The organism is Bifidobacterium sp. ESL0784 (assembly GCF_029433295.1).
Classification (GTDB): Bacteria; Actinomycetota; Actinomycetes; order Actinomycetales; family Bifidobacteriaceae; genus Bifidobacterium.
The window spans coordinates 23,115-41,724 of record NZ_JAQTHV010000001.1; the positions used below are offsets into that span (position 1 = coordinate 23,115).

Genomic DNA, 18,610 nt, shown 5'->3' on the forward strand with positions numbered 1-18,610 from the left:
CCTAACGATTTCGCACCAGCTTCAACGGCCAATTAATTTGCGAGCTGCAAAAACCAGATTCGTATTAGCGGCAAAGCGGGCGATTGGTTAACGCCACCACATGGTCATAATGAAGCCGACCATCACGATGCAGAAGGCAATGAGCAGGTTCCACGCGCCGATGCCGGGAATCGGGTACTTGCTGGTGAGGTAATAGACCACAGCCCACGCAAGCCCCAGAATCATGAGGAAGCAGAACAGCGGCACGAACCAGCCCGGGTTCGCCTTGGTGCCCTTGATGGTCTCCTCAACGCGCTTGCTGTTTTCTGCCTGACGCTGGGCGACGCGGCGCAACTGCGGGGTCATCGACTTCTTGTCGACATTCGTGGCACTCAGCAACGCATCGATCTTGTCCATTGGTAGGTCGAGGTCGTCATCGTCGATATCTTTCTGCTCGCCTTCCTCCGAGTCAGAAGAATCGTCACCATCCGCACCATCCGACTTACGGTCAGCGTCTTGTTCGTCAGCAACGTCATCCGCCTGCGTTTCAGGCTCGTCCCATGTCTTTTGCGCCTCATCCTGCGCAACATCGGCATCCATGCCACTGTCCAGCTTTTCGTCAGCCATAAGCGTAGTCTCCATTCAATAGCCTAAACATATTTTAGTGTACACTCGAAGCAAGAGATTGAGTAAGTCAAGGAATTTGGAATAGCATGAAGGAAAATCCGGAGGGCAAACACAAGGCGAAACGATCGAGGCTTGGTGGGGTCGCCGTCTTTCTTGTGGTGGCGCTTACGGGATTCCTCTTGATGACCAATATCCGTGTCAACAAGACCAGCGTCGTGAGTTCCGATACCGCACAATTGGTGGAGCAACGGGTCGCCCAGGTCGACAAACTGCAGACACAGGTCAAATCCCTGGGCTCGCAAATCAATACCCTCAACAAGTACGCGGGCAAGGACAGCTCGAAAACCAACAATTCCAGCGAAGACCCGGGCGCGGGGACCATGCTTCCGGCAGTCACCGGGCCGGGCATATCCGTCACACTCAACGACTCTCCGCTCTGGCAGCACATGGTCTCGGACTCTGGCAGCGGATCCGCTTCGAATATCAACGATTACGTCATCCACCAGCAGGACATCGAATCCGTGGTCAATGCGCTGTGGCGAGGCGGCGCCGAGGCGATGATGATCCAGGACCAGCGCGTGCTCTACAATTCCGCGATCATCTGCAAGGGTAATATCCTCATGCTGCAAGGTAAGCAATATTCCCCGCCTTACACCATCTCCGCCATCGGCCCCAGCGGGAAAATGCGCGACGCCCTGAATGATTCGAAAGCGATCCAGACATATCAGGAATATGTCAGCGCGTTCGGCTTGGGCTGGAAGGTCGAAGACAAGGACAACCTGCGTTTCCCGGAGGCTCCGGTCTTACAGACACTCAAGTATGCCAGCGTGATGAAAACCGACAATAAGGGCAATGACGGGAAAACGGCCGATAACGATAATCAACAGGGTCATTGAATAAAGACCAAGAGTGAAAAAGGGCCACACAGGCGGATACAATTGACACGTTACTGACCGATAGGGTGATGCGGCAATTTCGAACCCTCAACCATTGCGCAGCAATGACGGATCAATATGAAACGAGAGATGGATTTCATGGCTGATAACGACAGGTACGACGGCGGCGGCCGACGCGAAGACGCCATCGAACCGACTGACTTGGACGAAGCCTTCGATGATTTCGGCATTCCTGACCCGCCTTCGGCCCCCCAGGCTCCGACTTGGGCTTCGCAGGGCGCTCAGCCATCTTTCGCGCAGCCTGGGGGCAATCCAGGGGTTGGCAATCAGGGTTTCGCCAACCAATCCGCAATGAACGGGCCTGCCGCCAACCAAGCTGCCGCCAACACTGCGGGTGCAAACGAGCAAACGCAGGTGTTCCAGCCCCTCCAGCCTTCCCAGCCGGGACAGAACACGGGACAACCCTGGCTCGCGGGGCAAAGCGATAATTCCGAGAGCGGGAAACATGGTCGGCACACCGGCAACGGCGGCGATACCAAATCGCGCTCGAAATCACGGCGCCTGTGGACCGTACTGGGAATCTTCGCCGAAATCCTCTTGACCATCGCGGTGGTTTGTGCGCTATACATCGTCTGGCAGATGTGGTGGACCGGGGTGCAGTCCGAACATACGCAATACAATCAGCGCCAATCCGTTTCATGGAGTGACCCGAGCAAATCCGCGAACTCCTCCAAAGGCGTCAATATCGCAAAAGCCCAAGACGGCACTCCCCCGATCCAGCCCCAAAGCGCGAATACCGGCGACATGGTCGCTCAGATTTATATCCCACGTTTCGGCGACCAATGGCAGCGCAACATCGTGCAGGGCACCGACATGGTCTCTCTGAACAAGCATGGCATGGGGCACTACACCCAATCGCAGATGCCTGGTGAAATCGGCAATTTCGCCGCTGCAGGCCACCGCAATGGTTACGGACAGCCTTTGGGCGACGTCGACAAGTTCAAGGTCGGTGATCCAATAGTGCTGCGTACCAAGGATTATTGGTACGTCTATACCTATACCGACTTCAAGATTGTGACACCGGACCAGGTGGACGTGGTCGCACCGAACCCGGAAAACCCAACCGCACCGCCGACGGAACGCATGATCACGCTCACGACCTGCGAACCCAAATATTCCACACCGACACATCGCTGGATCAGTTACGGGAAATTCAAGTACTGGGCCAAGGTCTCTGACGGCGTGCCGCAGGAACTCACCCACACTGGGCAGGACGGTAAGGTCCAGTTCATCAACAACCAGAAGGAATCGCCTTTCGCCAAACTTCCCTCGCTGATTCCTGCCATCATCGCTTTGCTTGTCATCTATCTTGTGCTGTTCATCGCGGCCGCAATCGCCTGGCGCTGGCCGCTTCGCCGCGCCATCAAGGCAGGGGACGTCAAGAAGCCAGATCTGAGCATTTACGGCGGATTGACAAGGCTTCAGCCTGGAATCAAGGGAATACGCATATTGTTGGTGCTGCTGCTGCTTCTGGCCGCCGCCCTCGCCATCATGCAATGGGTCTGCCCTTGGGCGGCCAGCAACATTCCGATTCTGCATCAGATGTCAAACTATACTGCCGTAACCAGCTGACGCGATTCACGGACGGCAGTCAAGTGCCTTATGCGTTGTAATAATAAGAGACATTCACTTCGTCTGTTTGTCGCTATTGCATAGACCGGGCAGTAAGCACATAAAAGGTTACAAAAAGACGGGCATGGGGCGACCATGGAAGTTATTTGTCCAAATATCTATGGTTCACCCAAGATGAACCTTACCGTCCCCTTTTTGGGTCTCTCCTGAGTTTCTATTCGCTTTCACGGGTTTTTCTTTGCTGCCTTTTGCATTTGCTGATACGTTGTTTGCGGCTCGTAGCACGATTTTCTGCCTTGGAATCAATGCCGACTGCCGAAGGTTCCGATAAGCCCCACACAATGTTAAAGTGATTTTATGACTCAAGAGAATACACAGCAAATCGATTTTCTGAATATAACAGGAAAGAACATTGCAAACAGCGCTCAAAACAATGCCCAGAATGGTGCTGAGAACAAGGTGCGAGACGTGATCATCATCGGTTCAGGCCCCGCCGGCTACACCGCAGCCATTTACCTCGGTCGCGCCGGTTACAAGCCGTTGGTCATTGCGGGAGCCCTGACCCCCGGCGGGCAGCTCGTCAACACCACCGAAGTGGAGAACTATCCTGGCTTCCCCGACGGCGTGATGGGCCCCGATCTGATGGACAGCATGCAGAAGCAAGCCAAGAAATTCAGGGCTGAAATCGTCTTCGACGACGTGGTTTCCGTAGATTTCGGCGACCGGTCAAATGCTGGCGCGATGAAAAGAGTAACCTGCGACCAAGGCGACGTCTACCAGGCTCCGGCCATCGTGGTGACGACTGGCTCCAACGTGCGCAAGCTCGGCGTTCCTGGTGAGAAGGAATACTCCGGCAAAGGTGTCTCCTACTGCGCGACCTGCGACGGTTTCTTCTTCCGTGGCAAGCCGATTGTGGTGGTCGGCGGCGGCGACAGCGCCTTCACCGATGCCGAGTTCCTGACCCGCTTCGGTTCCTCGGTGACGTTGATCCATCGTCGCAGTGAATTCCGCGCGGCAAAAATCATGGTCGACCGTGCCAAGGCCAACGACAAAATGTCGTTCATCCTCGATTCCGTGGTCGACAAGGTCAACGGTGAAGACGGCAGCGCCAAGTCCGTCACCGTGCGCAACGTCAAAACCGGTGAAACCACTGAAGTGCCTGCTTCAGGCGTGTTTGTGGCCATCGGGAACACTCCGGCCACCGGCTTCCTGGGCGGCATATTAAAGCTTGACGAAAAGGGCTATATCGAGGTTGACGGAGCCTCTACCCGCACTTCGGTACCCGGAGTCTTCGCCGCCGGAGACGTGGTTGACAGCGTTTATCGCCAGGCTGTTTCCGCTGCCGGCATGGGTTGCCGTGCCGCGCTGGATGCTCAGGAGTATCTGGACGGTCTCAAATAATATGAAGACCCTCATTCAGTAATTAGTCAATTATATAGTTATTTGCTTAATTACTGATTTTACAGGTTGAACCATGCATGCCGGATATTTTCGTTCTGTTTGATAGTCGAGTGCCTTGCGTCTTAAGTCAAGGTTTCGGCATGTATGGGTTTCACTGCTGAAATAATAGCCTGACTTTACCGCGATTCACGATACCCGACAACACAAATTTCCGACACCTGAAGACAACAGGCACAGCCTTCATGGCATGATCACAATATCCGAGCAATTTCCTGTGCACACACTTAGGCCAATTTTACTTGGTTAAATGCAATGCAGACTATCATAATTCGTCTAGGGAGTGTCAAGTCCTTCCTCACATTGCACCTCTGATTCAAAACCTTGACGCCTCTTTATGCCTCTATATATTCGGCCTACACCTTCTGCCATCTATGCGCTGTTAGAAGGACCTGAATAAAAAAATCCCGCCAAGCGACACTCATCGTTTTCACGATTGGTAACCTGGCAGGATTGGCTATTGATAGGCTTTTATACCCACCCATTTTGCGTGCTGTTGTTTCGCTGCGGGACCAGCAACTTGACAATACGTTCCATGTCTTCCGGAGAGGAGAAGACTATTTCAATACGTCCACGCTTTTTATTGCCCTTGATGGCAACTTTGGTATCGAAACGGTCCTCCAAAGTGTGCTGAATAGGTGACTGGGCCCATGGATTGTTCTGCTTGATCTTCTGCTTCGCGCTACCGTCTTTACCACTGGTTTTCATTGCGACGATTTCTTCGGTGCTTCGTACGGAAAGGCCCTCGGCAATGATACGATTCGCCAGCTTTTCCATTTCCTCCTCATTAGGAAGGCCAAGCAGCGCCCTCGCGTGTCCAGCAGAAAGCACACCGGCAGCAACCTTCTTTTGTACCGAGAGCGGCAGATTGAGCAGACGCAGGGTATTGGCGATTTGGGACCGCGACTTGGAAACGGACTTGGAAAGCTGTTCCTGTGTAAGTCCGAAATCTTGCATCATCTGCTGATATGCCGCGGACTCTTCCAGCGGATTTAAAGCCACACGATGCAGATTTTCAAGAAGAGCGTCACGAAGCATCTGATTATCGGAGGTGGTCTTCACAATCGCTGGAATCGATTTCAAACCGGCAAGATGAGCCGCACGCCAGCGCCTCTCCCCCATGATCAGCTCATATTCGCTATCCATGTTCTGCTGCGAATGCCTGTTGATCACCCTATTGCCGGGCTCAACAGAATTCGAGACTTTTTGATTTGCCGGACGTTTGCGCACCACAACCGGCTGCAACACCCCGACTTCCTTCAACGAAGCTGCGAGCTCTTTCAGCTCGTCCTCATCAAAGATGGTTCTCGGCTGATTGGCATTGGGACCTATCTTGTCAAGGTCAAGTTCTACCAAGTATCCACCTTCGACGGGTCTCAACTCATTGGTATCAGTCTGGTTTACCTCTTTGCTTTCGGTGGGCTTCTTGGCGGAAGACTTGATCCCTTTATCGTTGTCCGTCAATTTTTCGGAACGATCTGTTTTTTTATCGGTCACGGATTTGTCTGTTTCATCGGTTTCCCCAGTGCCGACAGTCGCACCGAAGAACAAATCACTCGGATGCGCCATTCCTTCGCTTAACGAAGGCATAGCAACACGTCTTCTGGATGAGTTTGATGATGTTTCACGTGAAACATTATTTCTCTTTGACTCGTTCTTTTTTTGCGTGCTGTTCTTCCTAGCCGAGGCTTTTGATGATGTTTTGGCCGACTTCGAACTATTCGAAACCTTTTTGTTGGATGTTTCACGTGAAACATTCTTGTTTTCGTGCTTACTTGAAGTTTTTGAGGAAGGACTTGCAGCCTTGTTGGTTAAAGATGCTTTCTTCCGAACAGATGTTTCACGTGAAACATTATCCGAAGAATCAAGCTTGGAAGATTGCTGAGAGGGTTCGGAAACCGAAGCGGAAACCGAAGCTGCCTTTTCCGACTCTCCTGGCAGAGTGGGGAACAGAGCACCGAGGCCTTTTCCTAATCGCGACTTTGATGCCATATCAGTTACTCCTCTGCTTTCTTTTCTCTAATGTCTTCAAGACTTGTGGCGACCGTCTCGCTATTTCCAATGCCGCCTCTCGGTACGAGACTGCTCCCGAACCACGAGGATCATATTCGATGACCGTTTTGCCGAAGCTCGGGGCTTCCGAAATCTTCACTGACCTGGGAATGGTTGTCTGCAGAACGATATCTGGATAATGCTCTTTGACTTGGTCATATACTTCTTTGCTGAGCAACGTACGTTTGTCGAACATAGTGACAAGCATCGTCGAAACCAGCAAAGTCGAATTGTAGTGTTCCTGCACCAGACCTATGGTCTGAATCAATTGCTTCAAGCCTTCAAGCGCATAATATTCGGCCTGAATCGGGATCAATACCTCATTAACTGCACACATGGCATTGATCACCAAAAGACCAAGGCTGGGAGGACAGTCAATGATGACATAGTCATAACGTTTTTTCGATGCCTGAGCGGACTCTTCCAGTGCCTCTTTGAGCAAATCGTTCCGATTGCTCAAATCGGCCACTTCGAGCTCAGCCCCACTCAAGTCAATCGATGAAGGAATAACGTCCAACGTGGGAAATATCTCAGAAGTCTTTTTCACTTCATCGATAGATTTTCTGGATTCAAGTACATCGTAGACAGAAGGCTCACCCGTATTATGGTTCACCCCTAACGCAGTGGATGCATTGCCCTGAGGGTCCATGTCGATGACCAGAACCCGCTGTTTAGCCTGAGCCATAGAAGCAGCCAGATTAACTGTTGTGGTGGTCTTCCCCACCCCACCTTTTTGGTTGGCTACCGCAATGTAACGAGTTGCCTTGGGCTTCGGAAAACGAACCTTGTTCAGAGCGTCATAACGTGATGTAACCTCAGCCATCTCTGAGCCAAGGGAACCACTGTTACTGCCGAAGATACGTCTGATTGTTTCCGAGGCAGATTCCATATCCATCAACTCCCTACGACGATCCGCCGTAAATCACAGACTGTGGGATCAGCACAGCAAATTCTTGTTCTAATTCTTCTAGTTTGGTCATTCGTATGGACAGATTCGGCATCTACACACTTATCCACAGCGATGTGGATAAGTGTGCGTAACTTTTGTGCACAAGTCCGTTGAATCGAAAATTTGTTCGTTTAAGCGTTGGAATTTAAGGAATACGACGAATTGAATGAAATACATTCGAAAATGTGGATAACTTTCGAAAATCTCAAAATTGTGGATAACTTCGTTTCTACGCGATGTTTCACGTGAAACAAATTACAAATGATTCGATGCAAAAAAGAAGAAACTCTGACAAATATATCCAGCTATATGAACGAATGGAATTTGTAAAAGTATGATGTTCAAAAACACTCGACAAATTTCATACCCAGTAAATTCCAACAAAACGTGTGCGTGCAATCTCACCCAGTATTGTTTCACGTGAAACAATACTTGTGCCTCTTCACAAGTTATAAATTACAACAACAGTGTAATTTTGACATATGAAATCATTAAAACTTTTGATAGCGATCTATCAAATCCCTGAGCCTGATATAAATATTTCCAAAATCTATGAAAAAGTAAATCTGCTGGAAAATTGGAGAACTTAAATAAAAAAGGAATGTTTCACGTGAAACATTCCTTTCGCCATCAATACATAGATTCGGTTTATTTTTTATCGACGATTACTGCGTGCGTAGGTTCAAAACCATCGGCTATTGGAGCTTCCAACACTTGCGGATTACGTCCTCCATTTTTTTGAATCTCTTTAGTAGCCTTACGCACTTCTGCAGGAGCCGAGCGACCCTTAAGGGCAATGAGCTGCCCTCCATGCTTTAGGAGAGGCAGGGTCCAACCACTAAGCTTGGTCATTGGCGCAACGGCCCTGCAGGTTACCACAGCAAAGGGGTGCATGCCTTTATCGTGTTTGAGTTCCTTACTATATTCCTCTGCCCTGGCACGGACTACTTTCACGTTTCCAAGTTCAAGTTCGTCGACACATTCGTCAAGCCATTCAACCCTACGCTCCATAGGTTCTATAAGAGTGATTTCATGGTCTGGCAAACAGGCTGCTACAACAATCCCCGGGAACCCGCCGCCACTGCCGATATCGGCAACCGTCTTGAACCGTTCACCATCGGTAGAAGACTCAATGAACGGTACGATGGCGGCAGAATTCAGAATATGACGTTCCCAGATAATATCGACATCTCTGGGACCGATGATGCCGCGTTCCTCGCCTTCTTTGGCGAGTTTATCTTTAAAAGCCTGCATCCTAGGGAAAACATCGCCAAACAAATCCTGCAATAGCGTAGACTTCTCTAGCTCTTCATCAATATGTATCTCTGCGTCCATTTCAACCCTTATCTATCAAGAACAACTACTAAATCTATCAGAGACTTTGCACATGTTGTCGTGTGACTGTAGAGCTCGCTTCACTTCCCTATTCTAAAACCAGACTGAGCGTAACTTAAGACACGAATTGGCCCGGTTAATAAATAAAATCTCGACTAAAGTTTTCACTAGAAATTATCAACGACTCAGTGTAACTCTTAATGATTTTGGAACGATTAGGCACGTCCGAAGATAGAAACAATGAACCGCCAACGGCGAGAGAAGCCCCTTCCCTCGTCTCCCAGGTTACAAAAAAGGAAAAGCTCTCAAATCGAATTAAGTGTGATTACAATTCCGAAACAACTAAATGCCTATAAACCAAGAATAACCAAGAAATCAGCAAGGCCACGGCTGTATCAACCGTGGCCTTGCTATTATGCGACATACATGGGATGCGTTCAATCAGAATAGCGAACTGGCGGAATCAACGCTCCTCTTCAGCATCATCATCCAGATCCTCATGATCCTCAACGGGCTCGCGATCATCGTCATCAACGATTGTTTCACGTGAAACATTCTCGACAACAGTATCCTCAAGCTCCTCATCATCGTCAAGGTCGTCTTCAGCGGAACGAGACTTCAGATAGATCGTAACATAACGATGCGGTTCCTCCCCGTGGGAACGCGACTTGAGTCCCTCTTCACGTACTAGATCATGGACGACCTTACGCTCAAAGGAATTCATCGGATCAAGATTCGTCGGTTCTCCGGTCTCACGGACCTCGTCGATGACATCCAAAGCCAAATCACGCAGATGCTGACGGCGCTTCCTGAGGTAACCGTCGACGTCAAGAATTAGCCGGGACCTATCACCGGTCTTCTGTTGTACGGCCAAACGGGTCAGCAATTGTAATGCATCAACAACCTCGCCCTTGTGCCCTATGAGATTCTTGATGTCCTCATCGTCATCTGCAACAATCTGAACCGTTGGGCGTCCATTACGTACCCCCATCTCGATATCGCCTTCATAATCCGCGATATCCAAAAGCCCTTCAAGATAGTCAGCGGCAATGTCAGCTTCGTCATTGAGCTGCTCGACCGTCTTTTCTTCATCACGCGACATATTCAACTCCTTTACCCGACTTATTGTCCTTAATTTTAAACCACACCCGACCCTGTACGATATATGTATTACATAATCTTACAAGATCGGGTCTCCGCCTTACTTCTTCTTTTTGCGTTTGCGCTTCGGCTGTTCACGCTGGTAACCGTGCTCCTCGCGCATTTTCGCTTCCTCCTCGGCCTTCTTCAATGCCTCTTCCTCAAGCGACATCTCGCCGGCCTTTTCGCGGCGCTTGTTCTCTCTGGTGTGGTCGCGCTTCTTCTTCTCGTCGTCGGCGCGAGATCCCGGCGTCGGGAATTCACGCACCTGCCAGAGCGAACGCAGCATGTTGCAGATGTTGTTGGTGAGCCAGTAAACCAGCACGGCGAACGGCATGGAGATTGCGGAGAAGATGTACATGAGCGGGAAGACCCAGGTCATCATCTGCTGCATTTTGTACTGCTGGCCTTCCATGGCGGAAGGCGGCAGGTTCTTGCGCATGTTGTTGAACTGCATGTACCACATCGCCAGGCACATCAGGACGGTAAAAATACCGATGACGACCTTGCCGGAGACGTCGGCCATGCCGAAGGTGTTGGAAATCTTCAGGCCGAAGAGGTGGGTATCCGCGAATTCCGCAGCGGTCGCCTTGTCGAAGGCGCCCAAAGCTGCACGAGAACCATGCGCGATATAAGGAATGGCCGAAAGCATGTAGAACATGCACATGAAGACCGGGCCCTGAATGACCATAGGCAGGCAGGAACCCATCGGGTTGACCTTGTTGTCCTGGTAAAGCTTCATGGTCTCACGGCTCATGGCCTCTTTGCTGGCCTGGTCCGTTTTGCCCTTGTACTTCTTCTGGATGTGAATCATCTTGGGCTGCAGGGCCTGCATCTTGGTCATGGCCTTTATCTGCTTGACATACATCGGCAGGATGATGGCATGGACCACGAGCACGAGGAAGACGATGGCGAGAATCCACGAAAGTCCCCTTGAGGGCAAGCCGATAATGGTCAGGAACTTGTGGAACCAGTACATGATCTCGGTCATCACCCATTCGACGGGTGTGAGGATCTTGTAGACCCAGCCGAACAAGCCACTGTCCAGAAGGAAGTGGTTGTAATCAGGATTGCTAAAGTTCATCAGGCCGTCTCCTTCACGTCTGAGGCCAATGGGGTCAGTCGCGGCTCTTCATGAGCTTTGGACCAGGAAAATCTATAGAAAATCGAATAGCGTTGGGGCACGTCGTCGATGCCGCCGTTACTCCAGGGCCGGCAACGCAAGAGCCGCAGTACGGCAAGCAATCCGCCGCGTACAGCGCCGTATCGGGTCACGGCCTGGATGGCATAGTTGGAGCAGGAAGGATAATACTTGCAGCAGGGCGGGTTTCCGGCGGAGATATGAACCTGATACCAACGAACGACGGAAAGCATCGCGCGGGCGAACGCGGAATGCGATTGGTCGCCGGGAGTTGCCGGTACTCTTGTACCCGCGACAACAAGTGTGTTTCCAGTTTCTGTAACTTCCGAAACTTGCGGAACATACGAAGAGGCGGTCCGGCCGGCATTTAAAGCCGCCTGGCCTGTTTCACCCGTCTTTGCGGCCCACACTGTTCGATCCGGCGTCTTTGAAGGAGTGCAGGCATCTGATGCCAACCAGATTTTCGATATACTCGCCGCAGTCATGATTGGCCGCCTTGGCGATTGGTTATCGGCTGCTCCTTATTCCGGTCTTTGCGCAACTTGCCGTTTTGGCAGGCCTTGCGACTGACCGCATCAAACAGCTCGCTGACCTGGGCATCCAAAGAGGAGAAATCAGCACGGGCTGCACTAGGCTTAGCGCGCATGACGATATCGCAATGTTGCGGCAGACGACTTTCGTGGGCTTTTGCCAAGACGCGGAACCGGCGCTTAACGTGATTGCGAGTCACGGCGTTGCCGACGTTTTTTGACACGGCAAGCCCAAGGCGCCGCTCCGGCATCTGCTGTCGGAGAGCGTCTGGGGATAGGCAACCACTTGTGGGTTCCATAGCCTTGCCAGTCGTTTCTGCTTGTGCTGCGGCGGTCTGACGGCCATCGGCATGAGCGCAACAAGAATCGTCGCACACCAAAAAATGCACGACGATATCCTTTTCAGTGACTTTTCTGCGACGCTTCAGCACCCGGACAAAATCACGATGGCTTTTCAGCCGATCCATGCCCCTGCCGCCGATTGATCAGACAGCCAGGTTCTTGCGGCCCTTGGCACGACGGCGGTTCAGGACCGCGCGGCCGGCGCGGGTACGCATACGAGCGCGGAATCCGTGCTTCATGTGGCGACGGCGGTTGTTCGGTTGGAATGTCCTCTTCATAATATTGCTCCCGGTTGTTTTTAGCCATGCAAAGGCACGGCTCCTCATGAGTCAAGCTCTACCAAAATACTCTTACCCCTAGTCTCAAGTCAAACCAAGCGAATTTCACCAGTTAAAATGTGGATAACTTTTCGGCGTTCTTCACAATTACTCACATCGCCGATGCCATGCTTAAAAGGCCGGAGTTGCGCCGTTATCGCGCGAAAGTTATCCACAAATTACATTGATGTTATTCACAATTCAATGTTTCCAACACGCAAGACGGTGGATAACTTCGAGACGTCAGAGTACATATAGATTATTGCATCGCTGAAGTCAGCAGTGTGGTGCCAGATTGAGCCGGGACTGACGCGATCGCCTTGGCATCGCTGCCGGAAACATAGAAAAGAACAATAGGAAAGAACCACTATGGCAAACGAGTCGAACGACCCCTTAACCCAAGCCATACGGATTTGGGACGACGCACTTGCGGTCTTGCGTCAGGATACTTCGATTACCCCGCGCAGCAAAGGCTGGCTCGAGGGAGTCAAGCCCGAAGGTGTGTTCGGCCCGACCATCGTGCTTTGCGTCGCCAATGGCGCGACCCAGCAAGCACTTCAAGGCGAGCTCAACCATGCGCTGCTCGGCGCGCTGAAGCTCGCGACCGGTCACGAAATGTTCCCGGCCTTTAAAATCGCGGAACCAGGGAGTGGAACGAATGGTTCGGAGGTAAACCCGGAAAACACCCAGAATACGACTTATTCCGCCCCGCAAAACCTTACGAACGGATCCTCTGAGCCCAATCAGGCAGACGAAAGCCACCACGAAGCCAATGCGACCAACGGAAACGGTTACGAAAACGTAGCGTCAGGGCAAGGCGACCAAATCGCCTACCCTCAATACCGCCCCAATACCGGTGCCCCCCAGGCCCAAAAAAGCAGCGCTCCGCAGGCATCGCAGCTTTCATTCGATGAATCGGATCTTGCAGGGCACCAATCTTCCAGCGGCAATGAGAATCATGGCGGCGGTTCTTTCACCAATCAGGCCGGGCGGCCAGCGAACGGCGAAACCGGACAGCTGTATGCACAACCTTCCTATCCGCGCCAATATACGGATCATAATTTCAATGCGCAGCACACCGACAACGGCAAGCGCGACAACGAATCGCAAGGCCAGCCGTTCAGCAACGAAAAGACCTACGCGGCCGAAACCGGGTTCCCCGCTTCCAAGCCCACGCCTGAATCACGGGGCGTTCAAAACAACCCGGAGTTCGCCGGCGGCCTGGGCAACCCTGTCAATCGGGCGGGCGCGGCCAAACCAACCGCGCAGCCATCACCATTCCCGACGACCCAGACCGTTGGCCTCCAGTCTTCGGCGGCACAACCGGTTACGCAACCCGTTTCCCAGCCGGTCACATCTTTTGAGGTAGATGATCAGAAGACCGCGCGCGACCCACAGACGCACCTCAACAAGAACGCGACTTTTGACACCTTCGTGCCCGGCGATTCCAACCGGTTCGCTCGCACCGTGGCGCTCGCGGTGGCCGAGGGCAGCGGCAAGGACTTCAACCCGCTGTGTATCTACGGCGGCTCGGGGCTGGGCAAGACCCACCTTCTGAACGCCATCGGCAACTACGCGCTGGTTAAAGACAGCACGCTCAAGGTGCGCTACGTCACCAGCGAGGAGTTCACCAACGAGTTCATCGAGGCACTGCAGACCCCGAATCAGAGCCAAGGCCAGATCGCCGCGTTCAACCGCCGCTACCGCGAGGTCGACGTGCTCCTAATCGACGACATCCAGTTCTTGGGGGGCAAAGAGGCCACGCTCGAGCAGTTCTTCCACACCTTCAACGCGCTCTACCAGGCCGGCAAGCGCATCGTCATCGCCTCCGACGTGGCGCCCAAGAACCTCAAGGGCTTCGAGGCGCGCCTGATCTCGCGCTTCGAATCCGGCCTCACCGTCGACGTCAAGCCGCCGGATCTCGAGACCCGCATCGCCATCCTGCGCATGATGGCCTCGATGAACCATTCCAACATCCCCAACGACGTGCTCGATCTTATCGCCGAACGTTTCACCGAGAACATCCGCGAGCTCGAAGGGGCGTTGACGCGCGTCACTGCCGTGGCGTCGCTCAGCAACCAGCCGGTTTCGCGCGCCTTGGCCGAGCAGACGCTGCAGGACTTCTTCACCACCGACGTGGAGATCAAGCCGACGGACATCATCGGGCAGGTGGCCAAGTACTTCCACCTCACGTTCGACGACTTGGTCGGCCGCGCGCGCACCAAAAACGTCGCTTTGGCGCGGCAGATTGCCATGTATCTGGCCCGCGAGATGACCAGCATGAGCCTCGTGGACATCGGCGAGGTCTTCGGCGGACGCGACCACACCACCGTGATGCACGCCTACACCCGCATTTCCAACGAAATGCAGGAGAAACAGGAAATCTACAACTACGTCATGGAGCTGACGGTGCGGCTGAAGCAGCACCCGGAAGGCTGATCGGCTTGTCCGAATCGGCTCATTCGGCACGCTGAACAATGAACGAGGCCATTCCATACGTTGGCGGAACGAACCGGACAGTGATGATGGTTGCAACGATAGAACGTGTCGGATTGCGAGACCGTATCCCCGATGGGACATCAATTCTCATGCTGTGGCCATACGCGGCGTAGGCGCCTCGTCATGCATATATGTGATAAAGACGGGTTTATTCAGTTTCATTACGATGCTTTTCACCGACGATTTTGGCTGTTTTTCGGCTTATCCACCCTGCGACACACCGTCTGTGGAAAGAAATTCCACAAAATTTATCCACATAGTTATTCACAAATGGGGGTAAACTCGGCGGATAAACCGTGGATACCCCCGATAAAAGCGGTGGAAAAGTCGTGGATGATCGCGCGAAACGTGTGGACAGAAAAAGAACAAAGCCGTAACGGTGGATAACTCGATGTTTTATCCACAATTCTTCGCTTAGTTATCCACATAGTCTCTGCGTGTGGATAACGCTGTTCGTAAGCGATTTTAAGAGTTATCCACATATTCACCGTGCTTATTACCCTGATTACTAGAGCAAACTTACGTTTCATCATTGTCAGCATTGCGAACAAGTTGAATCTGTATCTCACGATTAAAAGAAGCAACTAGAATAGAACCCAGTTATCAACCAAAGTAGGAGCATTATGAAAGTCGAAATCAACTCCACCGCACTTGCGGACGCAGTTGCCTGGACTACCCGTGTCATCGATGCGCGGCCAGCCAACCCGATTCTTGCCGGCATCAAGCTCGAAGCAGCCGATGGAACATTGCAGCTTTCCGCCTTCAATTATGAGATTTCCGCCCGCCATCACATCGAAGCCGGCGTGGATGAGGCCGGAAAAGTGCTCGTTCAAGGCAAATTGCTAGCTGACATCACCAAAGCCCTGCCGCAGGAAAAGACCTATCTTTCCACCACCGACACCACGCTGACGATTACTTCGGGCAAGTCGACGTTCAATCTGCAACTCATGCCGGAATCGGAATACCCGGATCTGCCCGAGGCCCCGGCTATGCTTGGTCAGGTCGATGCGCCGACTTTCGTTCAGGCGGTTTCGCAGGCTTCCGTTGCGGTCTCTCACGAGGAAAACCGTCCGGTTCTGACCGGCGTGCGTATCCAGTTCAACGGCGAAAAAGTCGTGATGACCTCGACCGATCGCTTCCGTCTTTCGCGTTCCAGCTTCACTTGGACCCCGCAGGACAGCAATCTAGAGACTGAAACATTGGTTCGTGGCTCCCTGCTGCGCGATGTGGCCCGCGCCGTCGATGAACACCAGAACGTGGTCATTGATTTTGATCCGGAAAGCCCGTCATTGCTTGGTTTTGAGAACGCCGGACGCGTGTCGACCTCGCAGCTGATCGATGGCGAATTCCCCGCGGTCGACAGGCTTTTCGCCGACGAATATCCGATCGAGGCCGTGATTTCCAAAGAGGCTCTGCTCGGTGCCATCAAGCGTGTGGCGCTGGTCGCGGAACGTAATGCACCGATTCGCATGGTCTTTGAAGGCCAGACCCTGACGCTTTCCGCCGGAACCGCCGACGAATCCCAGGCCAAGGAGGTGCTCGACATCGATATGGACGGCGAAAACATCACGGTCGCCTTCAACCCGTCGTATCTGATTGAAGGTTTGAGCGCGATTACCGAGCCGTTCGTGCGCATGAAGATGACCACTGCCGTTAAACCGGTAGAATTCAACGGGCAGCAGGAAGCCGATTCCGACGAATCGATGGATTATCGTTATCTGCTCGTGCCGATGCGTTTCAACTGATTCTTAAGGTACGGAATTTATCTTACGGTGTTTACTAATTTAGTTATACACCGTAAGATATTTTTCTTTTCTGGTTTGTCATTATCCGAATATTTAAAGTAAGGAGTTCGCGTGTATATCTCGCGGCTGGCGCTTGACCATTTTCGTTCATGGCCGCACCTTGTCGTGGATTTTGCTCCGGGGGTCACCATTCTCAAAGGCGCGAACGGACTGGGGAAAACCAATATCGTCGAAGCTGTCGAGGTACTTTCCACCGGCTCCAGCCATCGCGTCTCCAGCTCACTGCCGTTGATCGAACGCGGCGAAGCCAAGGCGACCATCCGTGCCAATGTCGGTGAAGATGATGATGAGACCACCTACGAGGTGACCATCGCGGCAAGGGGAGCTAATCGTGGGCGCATCAACGGCGGAAATTCGCTGTATATGCGCGATATCGTGGGCAAAGTGCCGAGTGTTTCGTTCACGCCGGATGACCAGCGGTTAGTGGCTGGTGATCCGGCTGGACGGCGTGGATTTCTTGATCAGGCCGGGTCGCTGCTGATTCCAGGTTATGCTGCTAATCTTTCCAACGCCAACAAGATCGCCAAGCAAAGGGCGGCACTGTTGAAGCAGCTCGGGCAACGCAGCGAACCCGCGAATGCGCAGAATGCCGCGCTCAACGGCTTGGAAATATGGACCGGACAATTCATTGCCGTCGGCGTCACACTGACCCGCGCACGCGCCAGATTGATTGAACGCTTGGCCGGGCCGTTTTCACGCATTTATGACGAGCTCGCCGGCAAGCCGCAGCATGCGGGCCTTGAATATGTACCCTCATATGAGGAAGTGTTGGATTTCGAACAGCCCGAACCGGAAATCAGCAAGCATTATCAGCGTTTATATGCGGGTGAAATCGCACGTGGACGCAACCTGATCGGCCCGCACCGCGACGATATGGTATTGACGCTTGACGGGATGCCGGCCCGCGAATTCGCCTCGAACGGCGAGATGTGGACCATGGCGCTCGCTTTGAAAATGGCGCTGTTCAATGAGATCGCACAGGCTCAACAGATCAAGCCGATTGTCATCCTGGATGATGTTTTCGCGCAGCTCGATGAGACCCGGCGCAGGCAGATTCTCGAATTCGCGATGCAGCAAGATCAGGTGCTCATCACTGTGGCCGCGGCCGGCGATATTCCGCCCGATGCCACTCGTGGTGGTGATGCCGCCATCATCGATGTCGCCGAACTCAAGGCAGGTGCGGAAGACGAGAACGCGAGTCTCGTGGCACAATTGCAGGCCGCGCGGGAAAACAACACTGACGGCGACGGAGCACAATCATGAAGCCGCCGATTGCCGAACAACTACATCTTGATCAGCGCAAGCTACCGGCCGAAGTCTTCAACCGGCTTTCCTCACGAGCCGGAGCAAGAAAAGAATGGAAAGCACGTGAGGAAAGCGCATGGAACAACTTCGGCAAGCCAGGACGTGACCCGGGCAAGCTCGGCGGTGTCATGTCCGTTATCGCCGCCGACGGCGACTGGACCCCACATCTAAAGCTCGCGCAACTGCGCAACCACTGGGATCAGGTGGTCGGCCCGGCCATTGCCAGTCATTCTGTGGTCACCGATTTCCGCGACGGCGTGCTCACCATCAACACCGAATCCAACACTTGGGCCACGCAGCTGACCTATCTCATCCCTCAGCTCACCGCGACCATCCGTCAGCGTCTCAACGGCTTGGAAATTCGCGAAATTCGCGTCACCGGGCCACAATCGCACAACTTCCGGCGTGGAGGTCGGTTCGCCGGTCGGGTCGGTGGCGCTGGCCGTCGTTATTCGTAGGATATTCTTAAAAAACAGCCATCCGGCTTCATCGCTTGTCGCTGTTTTCTGGCTATTGCAAAATTATGTTAAATAAGGAATGCTGAAAATCATCGACTCAGCAATAGTGCTGAATGATGTCCATGTAGATGATCGATGGTGCAGT

General features: G+C 52.8%; 16 protein-coding genes. 7 read left to right on the plus strand and 9 right to left on the minus strand.

From position 1 onward, the window contains the following. Window positions 1-87 precede the first annotated feature (87 nt). Window positions 88-606 carry a cell division protein CrgA gene (crgA, locus tag PT279_RS00060; protein WP_277164277.1) on the minus strand — a complete coding sequence of 173 codons (519 nt, stop codon included), beginning with the start codon at window positions 604-606 and terminating at the stop codon, window positions 88-90. A gap of 86 nt (window positions 607-692) precedes the next feature. Between crgA and PT279_RS00065 the strand changes: the two genes are divergently transcribed. The 3 genes from PT279_RS00065 to trxB all read left to right on the plus strand — a co-directional run bounded on the left by PT279_RS00065 (window position 693) and on the right by trxB (window position 4,535). Further along, window positions 693-1,502: a DUF881 domain-containing protein gene (locus PT279_RS00065; protein WP_277164279.1), complete on the plus strand. Its 810-nt coding sequence runs from the start codon at window positions 693-695 to the stop codon at window positions 1,500-1,502. A gap of 561 nt (window positions 1,503-2,063) precedes the next feature. After that, window positions 2,064-3,134, plus strand: coding sequence for a class E sortase (locus tag PT279_RS00070; RefSeq protein WP_277165160.1), 1,071 nt, complete (start codon window positions 2,064-2,066; stop codon window positions 3,132-3,134). 357 nt (window positions 3,135-3,491) lie between these two features. Further along, entirely contained in the window at window positions 3,492-4,535 is a 1,044-nt protein-coding gene (trxB, locus tag PT279_RS00075; protein ID WP_277164281.1) for a thioredoxin-disulfide reductase, read from the plus strand. 528 nt (window positions 4,536-5,063) lie between these two features. Here trxB and PT279_RS00080 read toward each other — a convergent pair. From PT279_RS00080 to rpmH, 8 genes are all read right to left on the minus strand, one after another. Continuing rightward, window positions 5,064-6,584, minus strand: coding sequence for a ParB/RepB/Spo0J family partition protein (locus tag PT279_RS00080; protein ID WP_277164283.1), 1,521 nt, complete (start codon window positions 6,582-6,584; stop codon window positions 5,064-5,066). A gap of 1 nt (window position 6,585) precedes the next feature. Then, on the minus strand, window positions 6,586-7,533 hold the full coding sequence (locus tag PT279_RS00085) for a ParA family protein (RefSeq protein WP_277165162.1): 948 nt from the start codon (window positions 7,531-7,533) through the stop codon (window positions 6,586-6,588). A 708-nt stretch (window positions 7,534-8,241) separates the two neighbouring features. Further along, window positions 8,242-8,928: a 16S rRNA (guanine(527)-N(7))-methyltransferase RsmG gene (gene rsmG / locus PT279_RS00090; RefSeq protein WP_277164285.1), complete on the minus strand. Its 687-nt coding sequence runs from the start codon at window positions 8,926-8,928 to the stop codon at window positions 8,242-8,244. A gap of 463 nt (window positions 8,929-9,391) precedes the next feature. Continuing rightward, a complete protein-coding gene (locus tag PT279_RS00095) occupies window positions 9,392-10,030 on the minus strand; it encodes a R3H domain-containing nucleic acid-binding protein (protein WP_277164287.1) in 639 nt (212 codons plus the stop codon). Window positions 10,031-10,129: 99 nt separating this feature from the next. Beyond that, on the minus strand, window positions 10,130-11,152 hold the full coding sequence (gene yidC, locus PT279_RS00100; protein WP_277164289.1) for a membrane protein insertase YidC: 1,023 nt from the start codon (window positions 11,150-11,152) through the stop codon (window positions 10,130-10,132). Then, on the minus strand, window positions 11,152-11,442 hold the full coding sequence (gene yidD / locus PT279_RS00105; RefSeq protein WP_277165164.1) for a membrane protein insertion efficiency factor YidD: 291 nt from the start codon (window positions 11,440-11,442) through the stop codon (window positions 11,152-11,154). Before yidD ends, yidC begins: the two co-directional genes overlap by 1 nt. A 248-nt stretch (window positions 11,443-11,690) precedes the next feature. After that, entirely contained in the window at window positions 11,691-12,206 is a 516-nt protein-coding gene (gene rnpA / locus PT279_RS00110) for a ribonuclease P protein component (protein WP_277164292.1), read from the minus strand. An 18-nt stretch (window positions 12,207-12,224) separates the two neighbouring features. Next, entirely contained in the window at window positions 12,225-12,359 is a 135-nt protein-coding gene (gene rpmH, locus PT279_RS00115) for a 50S ribosomal protein L34 (RefSeq protein ID WP_277145976.1), read from the minus strand. 408 nt (window positions 12,360-12,767) lie between these two features. Between rpmH and dnaA the strand changes: the two genes are divergently transcribed. From dnaA to PT279_RS00135, 4 genes are all read left to right on the plus strand, one after another. Next, on the plus strand, window positions 12,768-14,837 hold the full coding sequence (dnaA, locus tag PT279_RS00120) for a chromosomal replication initiator protein DnaA (RefSeq protein ID WP_277164294.1): 2,070 nt from the start codon (window positions 12,768-12,770) through the stop codon (window positions 14,835-14,837). 683 nt (window positions 14,838-15,520) lie between these two features. Further along, window positions 15,521-16,642, plus strand: coding sequence for a DNA polymerase III subunit beta (gene dnaN / locus PT279_RS00125; protein ID WP_277164296.1), 1,122 nt, complete (start codon window positions 15,521-15,523; stop codon window positions 16,640-16,642). A 111-nt stretch (window positions 16,643-16,753) separates the two neighbouring features. Further along, on the plus strand, window positions 16,754-17,965 hold the full coding sequence (locus PT279_RS00130; RefSeq protein WP_277164298.1) for a DNA replication/repair protein RecF: 1,212 nt from the start codon (window positions 16,754-16,756) through the stop codon (window positions 17,963-17,965). Then, a complete protein-coding gene (locus PT279_RS00135; protein ID WP_277164300.1) occupies window positions 17,962-18,465 on the plus strand; it encodes a DUF721 domain-containing protein in 504 nt (167 codons plus the stop codon). The genes PT279_RS00130 and PT279_RS00135 overlap by 4 nt, the downstream gene beginning before the upstream one ends. The last annotated feature ends 145 nt before the right edge of the window (window positions 18,466-18,610 follow it).